Annotated in this window: 16 protein-coding genes; 6 read left to right on the plus strand and 10 right to left on the minus strand. The window is 53.4% G+C overall.

Going from position 1 to position 21,263, the window contains the following annotated elements; all coding sequences use genetic code 11:
- Window positions 1–141 precede the first annotated feature (141 nt).
- Window positions 142–2,691: a hypothetical protein gene (locus tag RID21_RS23325; protein ID WP_350193081.1), complete on the minus strand. Its 2,550-nt coding sequence runs from the start codon at window positions 2,689–2,691 to the stop codon at window positions 142–144.
- Window positions 2,692–2,730: 39 nt separating this feature from the next.
- Window positions 2,731–4,989: a BatA domain-containing protein gene (locus tag RID21_RS23330; RefSeq protein ID WP_350193083.1), complete on the minus strand. Its 2,259-nt coding sequence runs from the start codon at window positions 4,987–4,989 to the stop codon at window positions 2,731–2,733.
- Between the two features lie 268 nt (window positions 4,990–5,257).
- Here RID21_RS23330 and RID21_RS23335 point away from each other — a divergent pair, with 268 nt between their 5' ends.
- From RID21_RS23335 to arsC, 5 genes are all read left to right on the plus strand, one after another.
- Window positions 5,258–7,369, plus strand: a complete 2,112-nt coding sequence (locus tag RID21_RS23335) for an FAD-dependent oxidoreductase (RefSeq protein ID WP_350193085.1) — start codon at window positions 5,258–5,260, stop codon at window positions 7,367–7,369.
- Between the two features lie 81 nt (window positions 7,370–7,450).
- Window positions 7,451–8,989: a DUF1570 domain-containing protein gene (locus tag RID21_RS23340; RefSeq protein ID WP_350193087.1), complete on the plus strand. Its 1,539-nt coding sequence runs from the start codon at window positions 7,451–7,453 to the stop codon at window positions 8,987–8,989.
- 28 nt (window positions 8,990–9,017) lie between these two features.
- A complete protein-coding gene (locus tag RID21_RS23345) occupies window positions 9,018–9,851 on the plus strand; it encodes a sugar phosphate isomerase/epimerase family protein (protein WP_350193089.1) in 834 nt (277 codons plus the stop codon).
- A 17-nt stretch (window positions 9,852–9,868) separates the two neighbouring features.
- The gene (locus tag RID21_RS23350) at window positions 9,869–11,248 is read left to right on the plus strand and encodes a sulfatase-like hydrolase/transferase (RefSeq protein WP_350193091.1); all 1,380 of its coding nucleotides are present in this window, start codon (window positions 9,869–9,871) and stop codon (window positions 11,246–11,248) included.
- The gene (arsC, locus tag RID21_RS23355; protein ID WP_350193093.1) at window positions 11,245–11,586 is read left to right on the plus strand and encodes an arsenate reductase (glutaredoxin); all 342 of its coding nucleotides are present in this window, start codon (window positions 11,245–11,247) and stop codon (window positions 11,584–11,586) included. Before RID21_RS23350 ends, arsC begins: the two co-directional genes overlap by 4 nt.
- A 10-nt stretch (window positions 11,587–11,596) precedes the next feature.
- Here arsC and RID21_RS23360 read toward each other — a convergent pair whose 3' ends face one another.
- Window positions 11,597–12,298, minus strand: coding sequence for a hypothetical protein (locus RID21_RS23360; RefSeq protein WP_350193095.1), 702 nt, complete (start codon window positions 12,296–12,298; stop codon window positions 11,597–11,599).
- Between the two features lie 316 nt (window positions 12,299–12,614).
- On the opposite strand from RID21_RS23360, the gene RID21_RS23365 reads away from it, so the two are divergent.
- Window positions 12,615–13,850 carry a Gfo/Idh/MocA family protein gene (locus tag RID21_RS23365; protein WP_350193097.1) on the plus strand — a complete coding sequence of 412 codons (1,236 nt, stop codon included), beginning with the start codon at window positions 12,615–12,617 and terminating at the stop codon, window positions 13,848–13,850.
- A 100-nt stretch (window positions 13,851–13,950) separates the two neighbouring features.
- Here RID21_RS23365 and RID21_RS23370 read toward each other — a convergent pair whose 3' ends face one another.
- From RID21_RS23370 to RID21_RS23400, 7 genes are all read right to left on the minus strand, one after another.
- On the minus strand, window positions 13,951–15,060 hold the full coding sequence (locus RID21_RS23370) for a type II secretion system F family protein (RefSeq protein WP_350193099.1): 1,110 nt from the start codon (window positions 15,058–15,060) through the stop codon (window positions 13,951–13,953).
- Between the two features lie 44 nt (window positions 15,061–15,104).
- The gene (locus tag RID21_RS23375) at window positions 15,105–15,971 is read right to left on the minus strand and encodes a type II secretion system F family protein (RefSeq protein WP_350193101.1); all 867 of its coding nucleotides are present in this window, start codon (window positions 15,969–15,971) and stop codon (window positions 15,105–15,107) included.
- Window positions 15,972–15,973: 2 nt separating this feature from the next.
- Complete coding sequence (locus RID21_RS23380; protein ID WP_350193103.1) at window positions 15,974–17,335, minus strand: TadA family conjugal transfer-associated ATPase; 1,362 nt, start codon at window positions 17,333–17,335, stop codon at window positions 15,974–15,976.
- A 15-nt stretch (window positions 17,336–17,350) separates the two neighbouring features.
- Window positions 17,351–18,619: a hypothetical protein gene (locus RID21_RS23385; RefSeq protein ID WP_350193105.1), complete on the minus strand. Its 1,269-nt coding sequence runs from the start codon at window positions 18,617–18,619 to the stop codon at window positions 17,351–17,353.
- 59 nt (window positions 18,620–18,678) lie between these two features.
- Complete coding sequence (gene cpaB, locus RID21_RS23390; protein WP_350193107.1) at window positions 18,679–19,788, minus strand: Flp pilus assembly protein CpaB; 1,110 nt, start codon at window positions 19,786–19,788, stop codon at window positions 18,679–18,681.
- Between the two features lie 131 nt (window positions 19,789–19,919).
- Window positions 19,920–20,336: a TadE/TadG family type IV pilus assembly protein gene (locus tag RID21_RS23395; protein WP_350193109.1), complete on the minus strand. Its 417-nt coding sequence runs from the start codon at window positions 20,334–20,336 to the stop codon at window positions 19,920–19,922.
- A gap of 53 nt (window positions 20,337–20,389) precedes the next feature.
- Window positions 20,390–20,959, minus strand: a complete 570-nt coding sequence (locus RID21_RS23400) for an A24 family peptidase (protein ID WP_350193111.1) — start codon at window positions 20,957–20,959, stop codon at window positions 20,390–20,392.
- Between the last annotated feature and the right edge of the window lie 304 nt (window positions 20,960–21,263).

Genomic DNA, 21,263 nt, shown 5'->3' on the forward strand with positions numbered 1-21,263 from the left:
GGGTTTGCGAGCGATCTGTTCCGTCCATAAATCGAACATCCGGGTTGCAGTCCAGATGGGGAGTCGGAACGGAACTCCTGATATTGTAACAGGAAATTCCGTGAAATAGGGATGAAAAAAGGGTGGGAACCCTAAAAACTTTTAAGGCAGGCCGTTCAGCTTACGCAGAGCCCATTCGACAGTCAGGATTCCCATGATCAGTACCAGAATCAGCCAGTGATCCCAGAGCGAAACTTCGTCCTGGTTGGAGATTTCCTGGTTCAGATTGGGGATCAGCTCCAGCAACTCGTCGATTGTTCCCGGGGTCAGCAGCTTCCCTCCACTGGACTCAGCCATTTCGGTGAGCAGTTGCGGGTTGGAGGCAAGGTTGCCCAACTCGATCGTCTTGACCTCATGTACGAACAGGGGCGTGATAATTTCTTTGTCGCCCGGCTGCTGAGTCGACGGTTTCAGCCTCAGCTCGTATTCTCCCGGATCCAGCTCGGGGAGGTTCGCCTCCTGCAACTGCGGATTGTTTTTCTGGGTCTGCAGTTCGAATGAAGCAACGATCTGATCCGGCTCCGCTGCCCGGACGATTTCGACGGTTGATTTTATATTCGGATGTTCTTTCAAATACTCCTGCGTCCATCGCGCGGTCGCGGTCGCGATTTCGCCGGCGTCGACATCGGTTTTATTCAGACTGAATTTGACGAACTCATTCCCTGCCGAGGCTTTGTTACGTGCGGCCCACCGCGCCATCTGGCCCCAGAAACGATGGTGGTAGCGATCTCCCATGCGGAACCGCCAGCGCCAGGTGCTGTCGATCCCAATCCAGATCACCTGTCCCGCGCCATACTGCCTGACCACAATCACGCCATCCCGCTCTTCATTCAACGGCGCGTTAAAGGGAGACAGACCATAGGCGAGGACCGTTGCCCCCGGTTTGAGTGTCCCCTGCAGAAACCAGAGGTGGCCCGGCAGATTTTTCCAGATATCCCGATTCACATCCGGCGTGGCATCAAACTGAAACAGGGGCTCCAACTCTCCCTCGGGGGTCAGAGTCAAGTGCATGCCCCGTTCATTGGGGGGCACTTTAAAATTTGCCTGGTTCCAGTCGACGACATTCAAATCTTTCACGGGCAGCAGTTCGTTCAATGTTTGTGAACGATGTTGCAGCGGCAGATACTTTTTGCCGGCCAGCAGCACCAGGGTTCCTCCCTGATCGCCGACAAACGCTTGAATCTGCTTCCAGTGTTCTTCCTGAACATGTTCGGGTGAGACATCGCCGATAATGATCAGATCTTTATCGGCAAACGGCTGGGGCTGCTCAGCGTTATTGTCAGCCACCTGGTTTGCCTGCGGGACGTTGATCAACAGCTGATTCGGAAAGAAGGGCTGCGGCAACAGCCCCATGTAAGGCTGTTCGAACAGCACCTGCTGCAGGTCGATGCGTTTGTCCCGTTCCAAAGCGTTGTGCAGAAAACGGAATTCCCATCGCGCGGTCTCTTCCACCAGCAGCACATGCGATTTGTCATCGACGAAATTGATTGCGAAGGTTTTCTCGTTGTTATCCTCGCGTGTCTCTCCGGGAAGAATGTCCGTTTCCAGCCGGTACTCCTGTCGTCCCTGTTTGTCGGATCCCAGTTCAAATTCGAGTAACTGGCTCACGCCGGAAGACTTGAAGCGTTTCACCGCCAGTTCCTGGTCTCCCTGCATCAGCGCCACGCGGACATCCTGTCCCTCAAAACCACTCGTGCCGATGCGGGCTTTAAGTAAAGGCTTGTCGTCTTTGAAAGCAGTTTGTGGATAGTCAAGGGCTGACACGGAGATGTCTTTCGGCTGATTGGCCGAACCAAGCAGCACTGGATAGACGGGGACCTTCATCTGCCCCAGTTGTTCTGCAGTCGAGACCGGATCTAACTGGCTGTTATCGCGTCCGTCGGTCAGTAGGATGTAACCGGAAATCGGTGAGTTGCCGGACTCCGAACCGCTGCCCGCCGCTTTCAGCGCCTGTGATAGATTCGAAAGTTCCATGTGTACCTGGTCGGGAACTTCCGCCAGTGAATTCTCCAGGGTTGTCTGTTCGGTGGGGACTGCATCACCGGCAAACAGGACGAGGTCGATGTCGCCGCGCTGTTTTAACTGGTCCAGAATCGGATGCGCGGGATTGGTCAGCAGTTTCTGGGCGATCTCTTTGCGGGACATTTGGTCGATTTCGTCAAAAATCGTCTCCAGATTCTCGCGGCGGCTCTCTGCAAGTTGGGTCCGTTTTTCCGGGTTCGCGGTCTCACTCTCTTCGACCCACGCGGGTTCTTCACCCGCTGCATAGGCTGCCTCCCACCGATCGAGTCGCGCGTCGATCTGATCGTTGCCAATCATTTTCAGGGCGCGTGCCAGTTGCAGCTTTTCCAGCTTGCTCGCGTGGCGGTCCTGCGTATTCATACTGTCCGAAACATCGAGGGCAACAATCAGACGCCCTGTTTTTTCGGTATTGAATGACCAGGTAAGCACTGGCTCGAGGAAGGTGAGCAGAATTAGAATCAAAGCGGAGATGCGGAGTGCAATCAGTGCATTGCCGATGCCGTGCGAGACCAGTCGCCGCTCGTAACGGAACAGCAGGATGATGCTGACCAGCACCACCAGCACCGCGCAGACGCTGACGATGGTCCACCCGCTCCATTCGAGGCTGTTAAACTGGAAATGCTTTTCCATCAGTACGACAACGTTCTTTAATTCAGGATTCTCAGGGAATTATTGATTCTCTTCCGGGAGCGACACATGTCCTCCCTGCACCAGTCTCCTGGTCAGGAACAACTCCCCAACCATCAGTAGTAAAAAGATCAGCAACAGAAAACGCCAGAATTCGGTCTCTGACACATCGGAGAACATCAGCTGTTTCAGTTCGTCCAGCGTTTTGAAAAAAGTAAAGTGATACGAGTCGGTCAGCGATTTCTGCTCGACTTCTGAGAGTGGGGTCAGGTTCGATTCGCTGCGATCAAAGTTGACTACGAAGCGATCGGACCGCAGTTCCTGGTTCTGGTCTGATTTCGGATTCAATTGATAGACGCCGGGCAGAGAGGTGTTTGTGCACTGAAAGGTCGCGCTATTGACGGCCTGATCGATGGTGCCAACCGCCGGTTTCCCGTTGGGATCCAGAAAGGTGAACTGTTCAATGGTCGTCCCACCTGGCACCGGAACCACAATTGGTTCATCCAGTTGCAGGTTGCGGAACACGCGTCCCGAGGAAAGCTCAAATACCGCCTCGTGCAGGAACGGAACATAATCCGGCTTGCTGGGTAGATTGTTCCAATCCGCATCGAGTGACGACGTCATCAGCAGCACACGTCCCCGTGCGTGGTTCATCATTACCAGTAACGGTTTCTGATTGGACAGCCTGGCGATGGACTGTGGTGCTGTCGAAGGACTGGAGTCGGTCGCATCCCCTTGCTCCTCAGCAGGGAGGGCCTCGACATCCAGTAGTGTAAGATCACACCAGTGATTGAACCGAGCCGCGGTCAAACCGTTGGCATACTCACCGCGAAAACGTTTCAGCCAGGGAGTCTGCAGGCTGTCGGAGTTGATCTGAATCACGTTACCGAATTCAAGACCCTGGGCGGCTTCCTTTGATTTCAGCTCAACGGGGATCAATCCCTCAGCTTGGAATAACTGTCGCTGGTACTGTTCCGGATCGACCTGGTCCCCCAGAGCCAGCATGACGCCGCCCCCCTGTTGATTGACAAAATCGATCAGAGCTCCTGCCTGCACGTCAGTCAGCGCATCGACGTTCGCCAGGATGACTACCGCCTGGTTCTTCAACAGGTCTGCTGTCAGCTGGTCTTTATCAATAACCGTGGTCTGAATCCAGGGGGTTCGGTTCGTGGGTGCCGTGAGTGCCAGGTTAGCGAAAAAGACTTCACTACGGGTCGGGTCGAAACTGGGCGTGCCATCCACCAGGAGCACAGGCAGTGCGCTGGTGACCTGCAACGCTGCATCCGATCGGTCATCGCCAGGCAGATTGTCTGGATCGAGGACGACGCTAATGACGTGCGTCCCTTCCTGGTCGAAGCGATGCTGAAACTCGACCGCCGCTTCGCCGTGGTTTTCAATTTTGATCGACTGCGTTTTTTCTTTGATTCGCTGACCGTCGATTTCGAAATAGACCGGGCAGATCAGTGTCGGCTCCGGACCGTCATAGCGGATGGTGGTTGAAATGCGGACGGGCAGATTTTTGACGCAGACTTCCCGCGAAAGGGTGAGCTGGTCCACGCGCAGGTTGGTTTGCAACCCTTCATTTTTTTCGCCGGCAACATTAGTCGCCCAGAGGTCGATCGGAACCGCAGACTGCTGCATCAGATCATTAACCTGATCCCAGAGCAGGGTATCCTGGGGCGTCCAGCCGAATGCCTGGTCGTCGGTCAGCACGATGATCTCGCGTTCGAGGTTAGAGGTCTTGCCCAGAATCTGAATCGCTTTACTGACAGAATTCGCGAGATTCGATTCGCCTGCAGGGGGCGGCAACTGGTTCAACTTCTCGCGAACCATCGCAAAGTTATGGGTGGGAGATTCGGTCACCAGTCGCGGTTGATGCCGGGCATCAATGACTGCGATTGTGTCACCCGGATTCAGTTCTTCCAGAAAGCGATGCACCCATTGAATGGCTGCGGAGTGAGGCGTGGTGGTTTCCCCTTCCCAACCCATACTGTAGGAACCGTCGATGACAAAGACGACGTCTCGAGACTGGGTCGAAATGAACTGGGAGAGAAAACCTCCGGAAATCCACGGGCGGGCCAGCGCGAACGTGATCAACGCGACCAGCAGCATCCGGATTGCCAGCAGGAGCCAGCCTTCCAGACGGATCCGTCGTCGCGTGCGGCGACCCAACTCCAGAAACTGCATCGCCCCCCACTGCACAATGTCATATTTCTTGCGGCTCAGTAAATGCACCAGTATCGGCAGCGATAATCCCAGCAGGCCGAGAAGCATCATCGGATTTAGGAAATCAAATGTCATGACTGCCTGCTGAGAACGGGTATGGGACTGGAGTTGAGCACGAGGATGGTTTCAAAAAGGAGACAAGCCGCATTATATGGTGAAATCGTTGTAAATGGTATCGCCTGTCTGATTTCCTTTTTCAGGGAGACTTAAGTACAGATTTGCGTGGAACCGGTTGGGAATTCCCTGTCCAACGATTATGATGGACTCAACGGCCCTCTGTAAACATGTCCGCCCCCATTTAATTCTGATTCGACCCTCCTGAGAGACCAACGAGGCTGATTGTATGCTGTCCTGTTCTACGAAAATTCTCCCCGTTCTGTTAGTCACGATTTCTCTGTTCTGCAGCGTCCCTGCGATTTCCGCACAGGAAATTCAGCCCGACAAACTGAAGTCGGCTTATGACGTTGTCGTTTATGGGGGGACTTCCGGAGGCATTGCAGCCGCGCTTCAGGCACACCGCATGGGGAAAACCGCACTGCTGATCGAGCCGGGAAAACATCTGGGTGGTCTCTCTTCCGGCGGACTGGGAGCGACTGACATCGGCAACAAAGCTGCGATTGGCGGCATCGCCCGGGAATTCTACGGAAGACTGGGTACATATTACAGTCAGGATGAATCCTGGGTTTATCAGAAACAGAGTGACTACAAGAGCCGACGCAAAAATACTTCTGAAACCGAAATGTGGACTTTCGAACCTCACGTCGCGGAAGCGACCTTTGAGCAGATGCTGACCGCCGATCAGGTTCCCTGGCTCAAACAGCAGCGACTCGATCTGAAACAGGGCGTTCAGAAAGCAGAGGGACGCATCTCCGCGATCAAAATGGAAAGTGGCCTGGTCGTCAAAGGCAAAGTCTTTATCGACGCGACTTATGAAGGTGATCTGCTGGCGGTCGCCGGCGTCTCCTATCATGTCGGACGCGAGTCCAACGCCACTTACGGCGAAACCTTAAACGGGATTCAGACCCGCAATGCCGTCTTTCATCAGTTCATCAAACCCGTTGATCCCTATGTCGTTCCTGGTGACAAAAGCAGTGGTCTGCTCCCCGGAGTACAGCAGGAAGGACCCGGTGGAAAAGATGGAGACGGCGATCACCGCGTGCAGGCTTACTGTTTTCGTATGTGTACCACGGATGTCCCCGAGAACCAGCGGGAATGGGTGAAACCAAAGAATTACGATCCCCAGCGATACGAACTGCTGTTGCGCAACTTTGAAGCCGGCGATCACCGTGTCCCCTGGAACCCGGTTCTGATGCCGAACCGTAAGACCGACACGAATAATAACTTTGCGATCTCGACCGATAACATCGGGATGAACTACGAATACCCCGATGCGGATTACGAGGAACGCGATGAGATCTTCCAGGAGCATCTGACTTACCAGCAGGGCCTGATGTGGACCCTGGCCAACAGCCCCCGCGTGCCTCCCGAGGTGCAGAAACAGTTCCAAAAATGGAAACCGACGAAAGACGAATTCCAGGAGACAGCAGGCTGGCCCTTTCAACTTTATGTCCGTGAAGCCCGCCGCATGATTTCAGAATATGTCATGAATGAGAAACATTGCACGTCGGAACTCATCGCCGATGACAGTATCGGTCTGGCCGCATATACAATGGACTCACACAATCAGCAGCGGTATGCCATTGATGGTAAGACGCTCAACGAAGGAGATGTGCAGGTCGGCGTTCCAAACCCCTATCCGATTTCCTATCGTTCCATCCGGCCCCGCAAGTCAGAATGCCAGAACCTGCTGGTGCCGGTCGCGATGGCTGCTTCACATATCGCTTACGGCTCAATCCGGATGGAGCCTGTATTTATGGTCCTGGGACAGTCTGCAGCAACCGCAGCCAGTCAGGCCATTGATGCTGATTCCGCAGTACAGGACATCGATTACCCGCAACTCCGCAAACAACTGCTGGCTGACAAACAGGTTCTGATCTGGACCGGTCCCCGCAAGGAACCACCGATTCGCGTTAAATCGCTGGCAGGTATCGTGGTGGATGATCGAGACGCCCGAAGTTCACTCGGCTGGAAAAAAAGTTCATCCATCACCCCCTATGTCGGACAGGGCTATCAGCATGATGGCGACACTGATAAGGGAAATCGGAAAATTGTCTTCACAGCAGAGATTCCACAGGATGGCATTTACGAAGTGCGTGTGTACTACGTTCCCTCATCCAACCGCGCCACTAATGTTCCTTATGAACTGCGGACTGCTGAGGGACCAGTGACCGTTCGTGTCAACCAGCGTAAAAAGCCCGAGCAGGGTAAATATCAGGTGCTCGGGACATTCCTGTTCAAATCAGGAAAACAGGAAATTCTCACCGTTTCGAACCAGGGGACCGATGGGCATGTCATTGTAGATGCCCTGCAACTGGTTCCCCTGAAATCGAAATAAGAGGAAGCGACAGCAGGCACTCGATGAAAAAGCAGGCACAGCGTTTTTCATTCAGCATTACTGCGAACGGGAAGGTTTCTCATGCGACAGCTTTGTTTCAGGTTCTCTCTCTATTCCTGCCTGATTATTTTCACGACATTATTGACCGCGCAGCAACTTCACGCGGATCTGTTTACCTACATCAATGAAGAAGGAGCCTTAGTAACCGAGGAAGCGACATTATACGGCTCTGGAAAAGAAGCGGGTGAGATGCTGCACGCGCTGCTCAAGCCGGATGGATCGCTGACTCTCGTTCCACAAGGCAAGATTCAGAAACGGGAACTGAAGGCACCGCCGAAGCCGTTGACCGTCGAACAAATGGCCAAAAACCTGGAGCAGAAGTTCGGCGCGAAAACGTTTCGCTACTACATCGAAAAGCCATTCGTCATCGGCATCGTGCTGGCGGCACCGCTGGATGGTTCGGATCGAACCGAAGTCCGCGTGCAGTCGTTCATGAAAAAAGCGGGACGCTTCATGCACAATGTGGACGTCATTTTCGAAACCTATTCGCGGAAGCTGGGGATCGAACTGCAGGATTATGAATTCCCGATGGCCATGCTGATTTTCGAGTCGGACGACGACTTCGAAAGCTTCGCGAAAGAGACTACCGGCCTGGGTGACGGCGCGTCGAATGTGCTGGCTTACTATTCGGGGATCTCCAATAACCTGATTCTCCGCATGAGTGAATGCAGTTCGTTTGATACACCGCTGCACGAAGCAATTCACCTGCAGACCACCAATCGCGGTGTGGTCAAACGTCTGGCTCCGATTCCCACCTGGTTTATGGAAGGAATCGCGACCGGCTTTGAAGGGGATGGCGACCGGATCAACGTCAGTCCGGAACGGATTAATACGCATTATGCTCTCCTGTCTGGTATCGCGAAGCTCCTCAACTGGGGAGAAGTCGTGGCCCTCAATGGCGTCTTTCAGGGAAGCATTCTTTCCGGGGATGCTTACGTACATGCCTGGGGACTGCACTGGATGTTGGTGACGCAATACCCCGATGAATATGTCAAGTACGTTCAGCACCTTTCGGCCATGGAACCCTTCGAGGAATCCTCGCCGAAACAGCGTTACGAGGACTTTGTCAAGATTCTGAAAGTTCGTCCCGAATCGCTGCAGCTACGGTTTAAAGTAGAACTGATTCAGGCGATCCTCAATCAGAAAATCAAACTGCCGCCGCTCGAAGACCGGACAGTCCATCTGGAAAAACACAAACAGGAAATGGCCATCGTCAAAGTGACGGCGACCGCTTATTCTCGACTTGCACCTCCCCGGATTGAAGGCTGGCTGCAGAACATCTCACCCTTTCGACCGATGACGTTTCACGTCACGGTACAGACTGATGCCGGCACCTACGCCGAATGGTATCTGCCCGAAGTCGGAATCCGCCGTAAGGTCAAGTTGAATCCGCAGATTGCCAAACAGTTGATGCGGGGTGGACAGGGAGGTCAGTGGAAGACTTATCATGTTGAAGTCGAATCTGCTTATCCCGGTGGCGAGACGGCTCAGGCCTGGGCTGCAGGAAGATTGCCGGTACCTGTTGTGTCGCGCCGCGTTGAGATACAATCTGGTAACTGAACCCATTCGTAATGTTAAAGGACGAACGATGAAACTCTCCCTCTCGGTGCGGATCGCGGAAGCGACCTGCAAAACCAGGTTGAATATCCCCTTTGCGGAACTGGCACAGATGGCCGCAGATCTGGGGTATGCGGCTCTCTGTATGCGAGCCAGCGTCGTGGGGGTACAGAGTTCCGATGCGGAACTTCAACAGGTGAAATCGATCGTCGATGCCGCCGGTCTGGAGATCTCCATGATCACCGCCGACATGAATATTCCTCAGAATAATGATCAGTCCCCCCAGGCTCTGCAGGAATTCGAACCGACGCTGCATGTCGCTGAAATGCTGGGGAGCCCGCTGGTGCGGGTCTGCCTCAAACAGGAGTCCGATATTGCACACGCCCAGAGGGCCTGCGATCTGGCGGCAGAACGGGGTGTGCAGCTGGTACATCAGTTTCATCCTGCTTGTCTGTTCGAGGAACTGGAACGCTCGATCGAAGTCTTAAAGCAGATTGATCGTCCCAATTTTGGCGTGATCTATGAGCCGGCCAGCCTGCTGATGTGCGGACAGCCTTATGACGAATCCGTCATAAGGCAGATTCTACCCTGGCTGAAAAACGTGTATGTGCAGAACCTGGTCATTACCGAGGACGGGCCCGATCACCTGGAGACCTGGTGCCTGGGAGACCGTCCCTTTCAGTTGCTTCCCTACTGGGATGAGAGCGGCCGTGGAATCAATTTTCGCGAGGTGCTGGCAGGATTAAATGCAGTGGACTATGATGGCTGCTTCACCATCCATCAGGCGGAAGGTATTGTCACCGCCGACGATGCCCGCAATTATGCGGCTCGCTGTAAAGAGTGGGTGGAATCGCTCAACTCCTGACAGATTCAAAGATGGGAATGAAGAAAGCTTTTGTCGTCAGTTTCGAACAGTTGCCCGCATTTATGCTGGGCTGTTACGGGCATCAGTGGATTGAAACACCTAACTTCGATCGCCTGGCGTCCCAGTCTGTAGTCTTTGATCAGCATTTTGCGAACGATCTCAGCTCTCGTGGCAACACGTTTCCCTGGTGGTCGGGACAGACTGTTCCCGCTCAAGACAATTCTTCAGCAAGCGAGACCGCATGTTTCGTCTCGCGTTTAAAAACAAAAGGCGTGCTTTCAACGTTGCTGCTCGAAACGGAAGCCGACGTCGGTCGCACCGCATCCATGCGTGAACAGGAACCGTTCTTTGATCAATTCGATGATGTAACAACGGTAACCGGAAAGAACGGTTATGAGCTCAGCGAAGCGGATTCCCCATTCTCGCGACTGATTCAGACCGCCCTCGAACACCTGCCCGACTGGATGGCGTCGCCCGATGATCAACTGATCTGGCTTCGTTCAGAAGGAGTACCTTCACTGCCACTGGCACCGGAATTCTATGCCACGCTCTATCTGGATGAAGTCCTCGATCAGGGAGACGATCCAGAGGAAGAGAGTGAGTTTGTCACGGAAGAACTTCCGCTAGAGCCTGCAGAAGCAGATTCTGAGGAAGAGCTGGATGATGCCCTTGATCTTGAAGAGGACGATGACTGGGAAGAACTGATTAGTGCTGTCGTCGCCCTGTTTCAAAGCCCGGAGGAGTGGGGTGATCTGGATGATGACGAACGCCGGATGGCGCGGGCCGTCTACGCAGGCTACGTCACACTGCTCGATCAGTGGCTGGGACGCTTTCTGGATTCCCTGCTCGAGTACGCAGAACAGCACTCCATTTTATTGATCGTCACGGCGGCACGCGGTGGTAGTTCTCTGCTCGGTCCTGTAAGAGACGTGGAAGACTGGGGACTGTTCGAAGAAACTACGCACGTCCCCCTGTTGATATTTGATTCCGGGAATCAGCAGCAGGGGAACCGACGCCAGTTTCTATCACAATCGGCAGATATTCCCGCGACCTTATCAGCCTGGTGGGGCCTCGAACCTGTAGAAAATACAGTAGGGGGAGCGGATCTCCTGGCGATGATTGCAGGTCAGGAAGACATGTCGGAACCGGTCATTCACGCTGCCAGCGATGAGGCGGTTGCAATTCGTACCCCGGAATTTTATTATCTCCTGCGCCGAATCAAACAGCCTTCTGTCGCAGAGCACGAAACGCATCCCCTCCCGGAGACAGCACCAGTTCAGCTCTATCAGAAACCCTCAGATCGCTGGGACGTCTACGAGCAGCATTCACAGCACCCGGAGACGGTGGCTGCGTTTGCAGAACTGCTGAATACAAAACAGACCGGAAGTACATCATGAAGATCTATCATAATCCCCGCTGTGGCAAGAGCCGCCAGACACTCGCCTTAATCAAAGAGGCTGGTATTGAACCTGAAGTCATTGAGTATCTCAAGACTCCGCCCACGGCTGAAGAACTCGACGCCATTCTGAAGAAGCTCAAGATGGAACCGCAGGAGCTGATGCGAAAAGGTGAAGCGATCTATAAAGAACTCAAGCTGGCAGAGCGGGAGTTGACTTGTGATGAAGCGATCGCTGTCATGCTGGAGCATCCCAAGTTGATCGAACGTCCGATTGTCCTTCAGGGACGCAAAGCAGTCCTGGGACGTCCCCCTGAAAACGTAAAAGAACTACTGTAGGAAAATCTGTCTACAGATTGCGGCCGACGAGTAGTCCAATCGCAAAGGTCAATGCACCAAATGTCAGCAGCAGTATGAACCAGGTGCCGGTAGGTAATTCAAACCGGGAACTCCGTTTCAGTTTCCCCTTCTTTTTCTCGGCCAGTACGTTTGATGCCCGCTGTTGTGCAAGACTGGCCAGATGAGACAGCTCTTGTGCATGGTTCACATCCGTCATATCGGCCACAGCGACATTCTGCTGGCTGACCGGTGTGACGGGAGTTTCAGGTGTTGGGTGCGAGGCAGGTGCATCAACCGGTTCGGGGGTAGAGGATGTTTGCACCGATTTAACGGGGATCGCCTTGAAAGCCTCTTCGGGAACGGATACCGGCTCCTTCGAAGTGGATGTTTTGGCCTGACTCTGAAGTTCGTGTTGTTTTTTCTCCAGAGTCACATTGCTGCCCAGGGCAGCTAACTCATCCAGGGCGCTGGCCAGTTCAGCATCTTTAAGGTCCAGCTTGGGTTGCGGTAAAGGGACGACCTCTCCATCCAGGCCGGGGACGCGTACTGACATTCCGCAGGTCGGACAGTCTACAACGTCACCCGCTTTGGAACGGGAAATCCCCATCAGTTGATCACAGTGCTGGCAGCGAAATTTGATCGGCATCTTCAAATGTTTTTCAGTATCAATATCGTAGAACAGGTAACGACCGTCAGATTGAAGTTTCAGCATCTGATCCGTCACCCCTTTTGTTCTGCAATCCCCTTTTACAGACTGCGTCTCTCTGCCTGTAAAGCTCGGTATAACAGGAGTTTATGGCGAAAATATAGCATCTCTTCCCCGGTAGAGGATATTAAATGCTGATTCTTCTGTTATAATCATAGACAGAGCGGAGTACAGAATAAATCCATGATCTGGAACAAATTGCGAAGTTCTGAATTCTTGGAGAGTTAACACAAGAGGCCTTGAAGTGGATGTAGAAGAATTTCTGAAAAGGGATGTTAACCGACGACAGTTTCTTGATCGGAGTGCGCGCAATGCAGCAGGAATGGCTGCAGGCGTCGTGGGGCTGGCCAGCAATATGGCTCTGGCAGATTCCGCCCCTAATGAGCGCGTCGTACTCGCCGGGATCGGAATGCGGGGACAGGGGAAGTTTCTGACCTCCAGTATGGCTGCCTTTCCGGATGTTCATATCAAGACGATCTGTGATGTGGATGAAGCCGTCATTCCGGCTGCCCTGAAATCGATCGAAAAAGAGCAAGGGGCTCCCCCGGAAGTTGTCAGCGATTTTCGTAAGGTGCTCGACGATCCCGAAATTGATGGCGTCGTGATTGCCACTCCCGATCACTGGCACGCTATGATGGCGATCATGGCCTGTCAGGCTGGTAAAGACGTCTACGTAGAAAAACCGGTCTCACACAATCTGAACGAAGGCCTCAAAATTATTGAGGCGGCCCGCAAGCATCAACGCGTGGTACAGTCCGGCATCCATCAACGCAGCGGATCGCATTTTCAATCCGCGGTCGAATTCGTGCAGAGCGGAAAACTGGGCGACGTCAGACTGGCCAAAGCCTGGATTATCCATCGTCGCAAATCGATCGGTCGGAAGAAAGACATCGCGGTACCGCAGGGCGTCAATTATGATCTCTGGCTGGGACCCGCTGCCAGCCGTCCGTTCAATCCGAATCGCTTCCATTACAACTGGCACTGGTTCTGGGATTACGGGACTGGCGAAATGGGAAACTGGGGCGTCCACATGCTGGACATCGCCCGCTGGGGACTCGGAGTCGATTTACCCGAACGGATCTCATCTTCCGGCGGCAAGTACTTCTTCAACGACGATCAGGAAACACCTGATACCCAAGTCGTGCAGTATCATTATCCGGGCAAAACGCTTGTCTGGGAGCATCGACTCTGGAGCGTGCATGGAATGGAAGGTCGTAACGCGGCTGCCGCACTCTACGGCGATAAGGGAACACTGGTCGTCGACCGTGGAGGCTGGAAGGTCTACGATCAAAAAGACGCAGCCACCTCCGGCACCAGCGATCAGGCGACAACCCATCACCGGAATTTCATCGACTGTATCAAGACCCGCAATAAGCCAACTTCGGACATTGAGATCGGTCATATTTCCAGTGCACTCTGTCACCTGGGGAATATCGCTTACCGGGCCGGGCAGGAGATTGAATTCGACCCGCTACAGAATCAGATCATTGGCAATCAACAGGCACAGTCACTCCTCGGGCGGGAATACCGCCGTAACTGGGAACTGCCCCAGGTCTGAAACTCAGCAGCTCCACTGATAATTGAAAACGAAAACAGCTTCCCGACAGTCGAGTCTGCCAGGAAGCTGTTTTCTTTGAGTCCACCAGAAGCGAACTGGTTTATTGTTGTGTTCCCACCTGCTGGAACATGTCGGTTGTGGTGTTCAGACTGTCTCTCCCTCCGGAATGGAAGAAGTCAGACAGTTCCACAATCGCGGGACCGAGCAGGAAGATGTAAATTGCAGGCATCAGACAGAATACGGTCGGGAACAGCAGTTTGAATGTGGCCTTGTTGGCTTTCTCATCCGCCCGCTGTTGCAGACTTTCACGCATGTTATCACTGTATTCCTGCAGGGCCGAAGTCACGTCGGTTCCCATCTGATCGGTCTGGATCAAGAGGGCCGCAAACGAGTGGACTTCCGGCACATCGATACGCTTACTGAAGTTAGACAGCGCTTGAGTGAAGGTGCCGATAGAGGCCTGCTCCATCACGATTTTCAGTTCCTGGGCCAGCGCCGGATACACCTTCGCCAGTTCCCCGATAATTTTCTTCAACGCGTGTGGTACGGTCATACCCTGGGAAACACACATGTTGAGCATGTCCAGCATGTCGGGAATCCCCTGTTCAATTTCACTACGACGGTCAGAAGCCTGGCCGCTGATGAACAGGAAGGGAACCGCCCAGGCCAGGATTGGTACGAGCAGCAGACCGAGTAAAATCGGGATTTCGAATCGCTCGGGAGCGATAAGCAGCAGGATCCCAAAGAACAGCATGGTACCCAGAATGGCGATATAACGAATCGCAGAAAAGTTCTGCAGAGCATGAGGCTGGTAGTAACCTGCCGCCTGCAGTTCTTTTTTTGTCTGGGCCCGTCGTCCTTCCGATTCCGGCATCATTACCGATAAAGCGGGAGTCGCCGACCCGAAGACATAATCATCGGTGCCCATCGAGGGAACATCACCGGCTTCGATTGGAGGCAAACCCTCTTCCTGACCATTCTGATATGGGTTGTCAGCGGTAAACAACTGACGGTGTTCCCAGGTTACAGGAGCGGCGCTCGAGGAAGAGGCTGAAGGAGAATAAGTCTCCTGCGGCTTCGTCTCGACCACTTTTTCCGGTTGTTGTTCCGGTTTCTGACTCCGCCGTCTGCGGATGATGCGGAACAGCATCCACAGAATGATGGCACCACAGAGTGCATAAAAAACGGTAATGGTTGTTGGTGTAAACATATTCTTACCCTCGCCAGTTTCTGGCAGGACGCAGTAGTTTCAAATCAGGTACGTTGACTGGTTTTCAGAACTCGCAAGACCCACAGTGATCCAATGACCTGCAGTCCGATAGCGGTAAAGGTCGCCCCACGACCCCATGCAGACGCCATCAGGGTTGTCAGGTAAGTAGGATCGCGTAACACGAAGAACCCGAGGATCAACGGCGGTAACGAAATCATCAAAACCGCTGTCGCACGGCTACCGGCGGTCGCGGTGCGCAGACGTCCCAGGAACAGCATACGGTCACGGATGGTACGGGCCAGACGCTCCAGCACCTTCACCAGGTCTCCCCCGGTTTCCTGATGGACGATCAGGGCCATCGAGAGAATGTTCAAACTGGCAACCCCGGTCCGTTCATACAGACCATCCAAGGCCGCTCTCATGGATACACCCATTTGCAGTCGACGGGAAGCTTCCTGTAGTTCGGTTCCCAGGGGGGCGGGAGTCTTTGCAGACACATTCACAAAACAGTGAGTCAGGCTGCGTCCGGTTTTTGCGGCACGAGCCAGCTCGTCAATCATGTCGGAAAGTTGTTCGTTAATCTGTTTCTGACGGCGACCACGTTGGTAAAATAGATAGCCGATCGGCGCCAGTCCACCAGCCATAAAGGCGATTGAAGTCGACAGAAAGTTTTCCTGAATGATGTAGATCAGTCCGCCAGACAGGACCGAACTCAGCAGGCAGAAAAACAGAATCACTGCCGGATTGGCTTGTACGCCGGAGTGTACGATCAGCTCGTCAAAACCGCCGTTCAGCCGGTTGCTTAACTGGGTCGAATCCGGAACTGCGTAGCGGTCCCGATCACGCAGGATATCGCTGAAATCGGCTGCGGTAGCAGAGCTGCTGGGGTTCAGTGTGGCATCAGTTGCCATGATTAGCTCTCCTGTTCATTCTGCTGGTCGTTTTGTCTACCAGACAGTGGCAGTTCCCGGGCATGGAACAGATCAGTATTTTCATTGAAGTTGGTCTGGGTTAACCAGTTCAGGGCCAGAGGCTGATGACCGGTCGCATAGAAGTTGCCATGCACGGTTCCATCCGGATCGACGTTGGTAATGCGGTAGACAAACAGGTCCTCCACCATGTATTCGCCGTTCTGATACCCGATCAGTTCCGAAATACGCATCACTTTACGTTCCCCGTTTGGCAGACGGGTGATGTGTACCAGCAGATGGATCGCGGAAGCGATGTACCGCCGGGCAATCGCGTTCGGAAGTTCTGCCCCGGAAAGGGCGATCATCAACTCGAGACGGTCCAAGGCGTCACGCGTATCGTTCGCGTGGACGGTACTCATGGAACCATCGTGACCGGTATTCATCGCCTGCAGCATTTCCAGAACTTCACCGCCGCGGGATTCGCCGACGATGATGCGGTCAGGACGCATTCGCAGAGAGTTCTTCAACAGCTCACGCTGGTTGATTTCCCCCTGACCTTCGATGTTGGAAGGTCGGGCTTCAAGCGAAACCACGTCCGGCTGCTGCAGCTGGAGTTCTGATGTCTGCTCAATCGTCACAATACGTTCGCGGTTGGTAATGTAGTTACTCAGGTTATTCAAGAGGGTCGTTTTACCGGCACCGGTACCACCACTGATCAGAATATTCAGCCGACCTTTGACAGCCATTTCCAGGAAGGTTGCCATGTCTGGAGCGAGTGAGCCCATCTGAACCATGTCATCAAACAGGAGGGCCTGGGTTCGGAAACGACGAATGGAAAGTGTAGGGCCCTTCAATGCCAGGGGAGGAATTACCGCGTTCAGACGAGAACCGTCAGGCAGCTTGGCGTCGACCATCGGCGAAACTTCATCGATACGACGTCCGGCCCGTCCCACCAGACGGTGGATCAACTGCAGCAGGTGTTCGTCATCAGCAAAACTGATATCGGTTTCTTCCAGCAGCCCCCGGCGTTCCACGAAGACCCGATCGGCTCCGTTGACCAGCACATCGCTGACTTCCGGATCGCTCATCAGTGGTTCCAGTGGACCAAAACCATAAATTTCATCCAGGATCTCCCGCACCATGATATCGCGGTTCTTCTGATCCAGTGCGATATCCTGCTGCATACAGAGATGCTCGGCGAGGCCGCGCAGTTTCTGACGCAAGTCGGCTTCCTGCAGTTCGCCCGCTTTGGAAAAGTCGATCGCATCCACCATCTGCCGATGCAGCTTGGTTTTCAGACGCTGAAAGGCTTTGCGGGAATCCGCAGAGGAATTGGCAACAGGAGTTTCACTTTGTAAAACCATAATCCATCTCCACCCTTACTGGGTCAGATAAAGCTTATAAATATATTTGTTTTGATTTGATTCTTTCAGGCCGGTAGTCTGTCCGACCTTGTTCACAGTCTGCTCAATTTTCTGAACCGGTTGATTCAGGCTGGCCTCATCTTCAGGAGCCGCCAGTACGACGGAACGTGAAGACAGTACCCCAGGTTGCAGAATGATTTCACATGCCTGGTTATCCAGCCGCTGGACTGCCATAATCCGACCACCCACCAGATTGGTGCAGAAAGCAGTCCCTTCAAACGAACCGGACTGTTGTTCCAGTTGATCGTATAAAAAGCAGATGCGACATTGGCCGATCATTTCCTGAAACGCATCCTGCTCACCATTTTCGATATTCGGGCTGCACTTCACGGGCAGGGGACCGGCATCGAAGTGCAGTTCGCCCTGGAATTGCTTCAGGTTTTTGCGGGTCAGTCCCGACAGAATCTGCTGCATCACGGTATCTGTATTAAAGTGAGAACCGAAATCCAGGATCTGCATGTTGGCATCACTGATCTCACCCCGACGGGGTTTCCCTGTAAGAATGATCTCTGGTATTCCGTCAGATCCTTTGGAGACTGTTTTGGTTTCCAGATCGTAGCGGTATTCATCTTTTCCCTGTTTCTGATCGATCTGCAGTTCCCAGGTCTGCGTATGCTTGCCCGAAGGGTCCGTTTTCAGGATCGCCAGGGGATATGCGGGGACCGCCACGTTTTCAAAAGGACGAACACCACGGACATGGTTGTCGAGTGTGGCCTGAATCTGGGCTCCCGCTGCTCCCGGATGGGAACGGGTCAGGTCTGACAGAAATTCAGCAACCGGATTGGCAATCCGGCCCGGAGATTGTGTCTGAATCTGAATACTCCGCGGTTCATATTCGGTTTGCAGAAAACGTCGACTTCCCGTTTCAACCACGGGTACTGATTTACCGAACAGTAAATTCTCACCTTTAGTCAACTTGATACCGACCTGCTGGCCCGCGACAGAATTTAATTTTAGAGCCTCATTGGCTGAATGCTCGGCCCGCTGCATCAAAGTCTCATAGTCCGGCTGATCCTTGATCAGTTCATCCGAAACCATCTCATGACCAGCGGCCAGGACTGCTGTTTCGATGCAGGTCGTCACTTCCAGAGACGCTGCATCGAGCCAGAGCCGATTGATGATCAGCGCAATCCCAGCCAGCACGACCAGCAGCACGCCGGCTGCCAGAGGGGTGATCACCCCTCGTCGTTGATGCGCAGATCGGATTGTCTGGTGACGTCGCATGAGTTACGAATTCAATCTATGGAAACAGGATAAAGATTTCAGCCGAGACGCTGGTTCGCTTAACGTCCCACTGAAGGATTCTGCGGATACACACTGCGGGCATAAGATCCCTGCTGACGCATTGGACCACCCGGATAATTGGCCGGAGGTTGTCCCTGCTGCTGCTGGGCTGTCGGTCCATTGGAATTCTGAGCAGGGGGGGCCTGCTGACGCCGTGGAGCACTGATGGAATCACTGTCCAGGTCAGAACCGTTACCACCGCCCCAATATGGATCCAGGTAGCCACCTGAATTGAAACCACGACCGCCTCCACGACTGTTAGAGTCGTAGTCACCGACCCGCAGGCCGTTCTGGTCGAACCGGTTCACGCTGCGACTGGTGCCATAGTAGCCTTCGACCACGAAGGGTTCAGGTGGTTCTTTTTCTTTGGGCTTTTCGGGGGTTTTGAGGCCCAGGATTTCATAGAGAGTCGCTTTGTCTGCATTACTGACAGCCACACCACCATCCCCTTTACCCTCGGGGGTATAACTCATGGTGATTGCACCACGATCGCGGGCCAGAATCATGATATTGGCCTGTTCGGGCGTCAGTTCCAGAGTCACGTTGGTTCCCCGACGGGAGTTGCTGATCTGGGTATAACTGCGGTTAATCGCGATCACCCGCACCCCTTTGAACAGGGTCAAAGTCATCCCACCGTTCATACGTCTGTCGTTGTTCAATCCACTGGGAGTCATGTGCACGTCGACATATTCACCCGGCTTGATCAGGCCATCGACCAGATCGACTGTAGATTCCAGCGGCACGGATATCGCCCGCATGCCCGGTTCCACTTTCAGTGGGGGAGTTTCACCAGCAGGGTAGAGCTGACTCGTGGAAATCGGGGTCGCTGCAGGAATGCGTTCCTTAACGACACGACCGACAATGACCTTATTCGAAGTCATCATTTCCGGCTTCAGGTTCTTGATGGCAATCGGACCCAGACCGAGGTGTTCTTCGGTGACCAGGGTACCCGGCTCCAACTCACTGATGGCCATGGGAATGTTTCGAGTTGCAACTGGCGGAGCTTCCTCTTTTCCTGCCAACAGTCTTTTACCGATATATGCTGCAATCAGGACACCGAAGACGCCAAACATCAACAGAGTCACTTTTGCAGGGGTCAGGCTTTTCACCGGATCAGTCTCCCATATTTTAAATCAGCGAGGCAACCGCCTGGCTTCTAATCTTTCCCTCCCGTTACTTCGTCGGAGGGGTTTACGAATTCTTCCAATGTTGACTTTTCGAGCAGTTTCCCGAGGGAAGCTTACTCTTTAATCATTCTTGTTTCCGAGTACAGGTTCTGCCCCTTGAGGTTATAACCCACGGGCCAGAGCAGGTTGGGTGAGGCGAGTGTCATGGGGATGCTTACCGCCACCATGACCACATCACCCGAATGTTTTCCTATTTCTGTTTTTATCACGGCTCCCTGTCCCAGTTGGGGAGGCAGAATTTTTTTGACTTCCGCTTCCACGTTCTGCTGGGTGATGCCGGGCATGGTTGCCAGGCGGGCACCGATTCGGCTGGCTTCGACCACATCCGCCCGCGCGTAAAACAGGAGTGTAAACTCCACCAGCGCGAACAGAACGATTGCGAAGATCGGCAGAACCAGAGCCAGTTCCATGCTCAGGAATCCGCGACGTTGCAATCGCCGTTGTTTATTTTGTTTGCGTTTGACTCTCATAGCAGAAATGCTTTCCTCAATTTCTTCTGGCTATGTATTACCGTTTCGCAGGCTTACAGAACCGCTGCTTTGATAATCATCCAGGTCGTGACGCTCCAGGTCGCCAGAACCACGGGCAGTGCGAACGGCATGATTCCCCGTTCCAGTTTCTGTTTTTCTGTCTCTGCGACGTATTTCTTTTTCTTGCCTTTAAACTGTTTCCCGGTCGCCAGGTATTTCTCTTTGGTTTTTCGGGCACCTTTGGTTACCACACTCCAGAACAGCACCAGCAGCGTTCCTGCCAGCACGAATACCGTACCGACAATCATCACGGCAATCGTTGCTCTGAAACCCAGCCACATGGACAGGGCACCCATCATTTTGACATCACCGGCGGCACCACTGCCTGCCATCCAGATCAGGAAGAAGATGCCGAAACCAGCAAGGAATCCGAGGAACCCATACAGCAGTCCTTCCCAGCCATTGAAGGCCAGCTGGTAAACGATGCCCAGCACAAAGAAAGGGACTGTCAGCACGTTGTAGATTTTGCGCGACTTATAGTCAGTGATGGCAGCGATGATCGTGAAGATTCCCACGCTGATGGCCATGACATACAGGGATAATTGGGTGAGCTCAAAATCCATCGGTTATCTTTTCAATCAAGTAGTCTGGTTTTGGTATTTCTGCCGATTCAGGCAGCTCATATACGTATTAATTCCAGTCTGTCACATGACAGCAGATGTTGAAAATATACCTCACGTTTCTCTCCTGAAACTTTCAATCTGGAAAAATTCCACACCTTCGCAGCTCTGCCTGTTTTCAAAAAGCGACACCAATCCGGGGAATCATTGCGATCGCTGAAACTGACATAATCATCGCAGACAGCAGAACCCGTTGTGCACTGTTCAAATCCTGGTGCCACCCCGAAGCGAGCTATCACTGATCTGT

The sequence above is a fragment of the Gimesia sp. genome (assembly GCF_040219335.1).
GTDB lineage: Bacteria > Planctomycetota > Planctomycetia > Planctomycetales > Planctomycetaceae > Gimesia.

Excerpts from the sequence above, each read along its gene's own strand:
- RID21_RS23325 (WP_350193081.1), bottom strand. The coding sequence starts at position 2,691 with ATGGAAAAGCATTTCCAGTTTAACAGCCTCGAATGGAGCGGGTGGACC.
- RID21_RS23330 (WP_350193083.1), bottom strand. The coding sequence starts at position 4,989 with ATGACATTTGATTTCCTAAATCCGATGATGCTTCTCGGCCTGCTGGGA.
- RID21_RS23335 (WP_350193085.1), top strand. The coding sequence starts at position 5,258 with ATGCTGTCCTGTTCTACGAAAATTCTCCCCGTTCTGTTAGTCACGATT.
- RID21_RS23340 (WP_350193087.1), top strand. The coding sequence starts at position 7,451 with ATGCGACAGCTTTGTTTCAGGTTCTCTCTCTATTCCTGCCTGATTATT.
- RID21_RS23345 (WP_350193089.1), top strand. The coding sequence starts at position 9,018 with ATGAAACTCTCCCTCTCGGTGCGGATCGCGGAAGCGACCTGCAAAACC.
- RID21_RS23350 (WP_350193091.1), top strand. The coding sequence starts at position 9,869 with ATGAAGAAAGCTTTTGTCGTCAGTTTCGAACAGTTGCCCGCATTTATG.
- arsC (WP_350193093.1), top strand. The coding sequence starts at position 11,245 with ATGAAGATCTATCATAATCCCCGCTGTGGCAAGAGCCGCCAGACACTC.
- RID21_RS23360 (WP_350193095.1), bottom strand. The coding sequence starts at position 12,298 with ATGCTGAAACTTCAATCTGACGGTCGTTACCTGTTCTACGATATTGAT.
- RID21_RS23365 (WP_350193097.1), top strand. The coding sequence starts at position 12,615 with ATGGCTGCAGGCGTCGTGGGGCTGGCCAGCAATATGGCTCTGGCAGAT.
- RID21_RS23370 (WP_350193099.1), bottom strand. The coding sequence starts at position 15,060 with ATGTTTACACCAACAACCATTACCGTTTTTTATGCACTCTGTGGTGCC.
- RID21_RS23375 (WP_350193101.1), bottom strand. The coding sequence starts at position 15,971 with ATGGCAACTGATGCCACACTGAACCCCAGCAGCTCTGCTACCGCAGCC.
- RID21_RS23380 (WP_350193103.1), bottom strand. The coding sequence starts at position 17,335 with ATGGTTTTACAAAGTGAAACTCCTGTTGCCAATTCCTCTGCGGATTCC.
- RID21_RS23385 (WP_350193105.1), bottom strand. The coding sequence starts at position 18,619 with ATGCGACGTCACCAGACAATCCGATCTGCGCATCAACGACGAGGGGTG.
- RID21_RS23395 (WP_350193109.1), bottom strand. The coding sequence starts at position 20,336 with ATGAGAGTCAAACGCAAACAAAATAAACAACGGCGATTGCAACGTCGC.
- RID21_RS23400 (WP_350193111.1), bottom strand. The coding sequence starts at position 20,959 with ATGGATTTTGAGCTCACCCAATTATCCCTGTATGTCATGGCCATCAGC.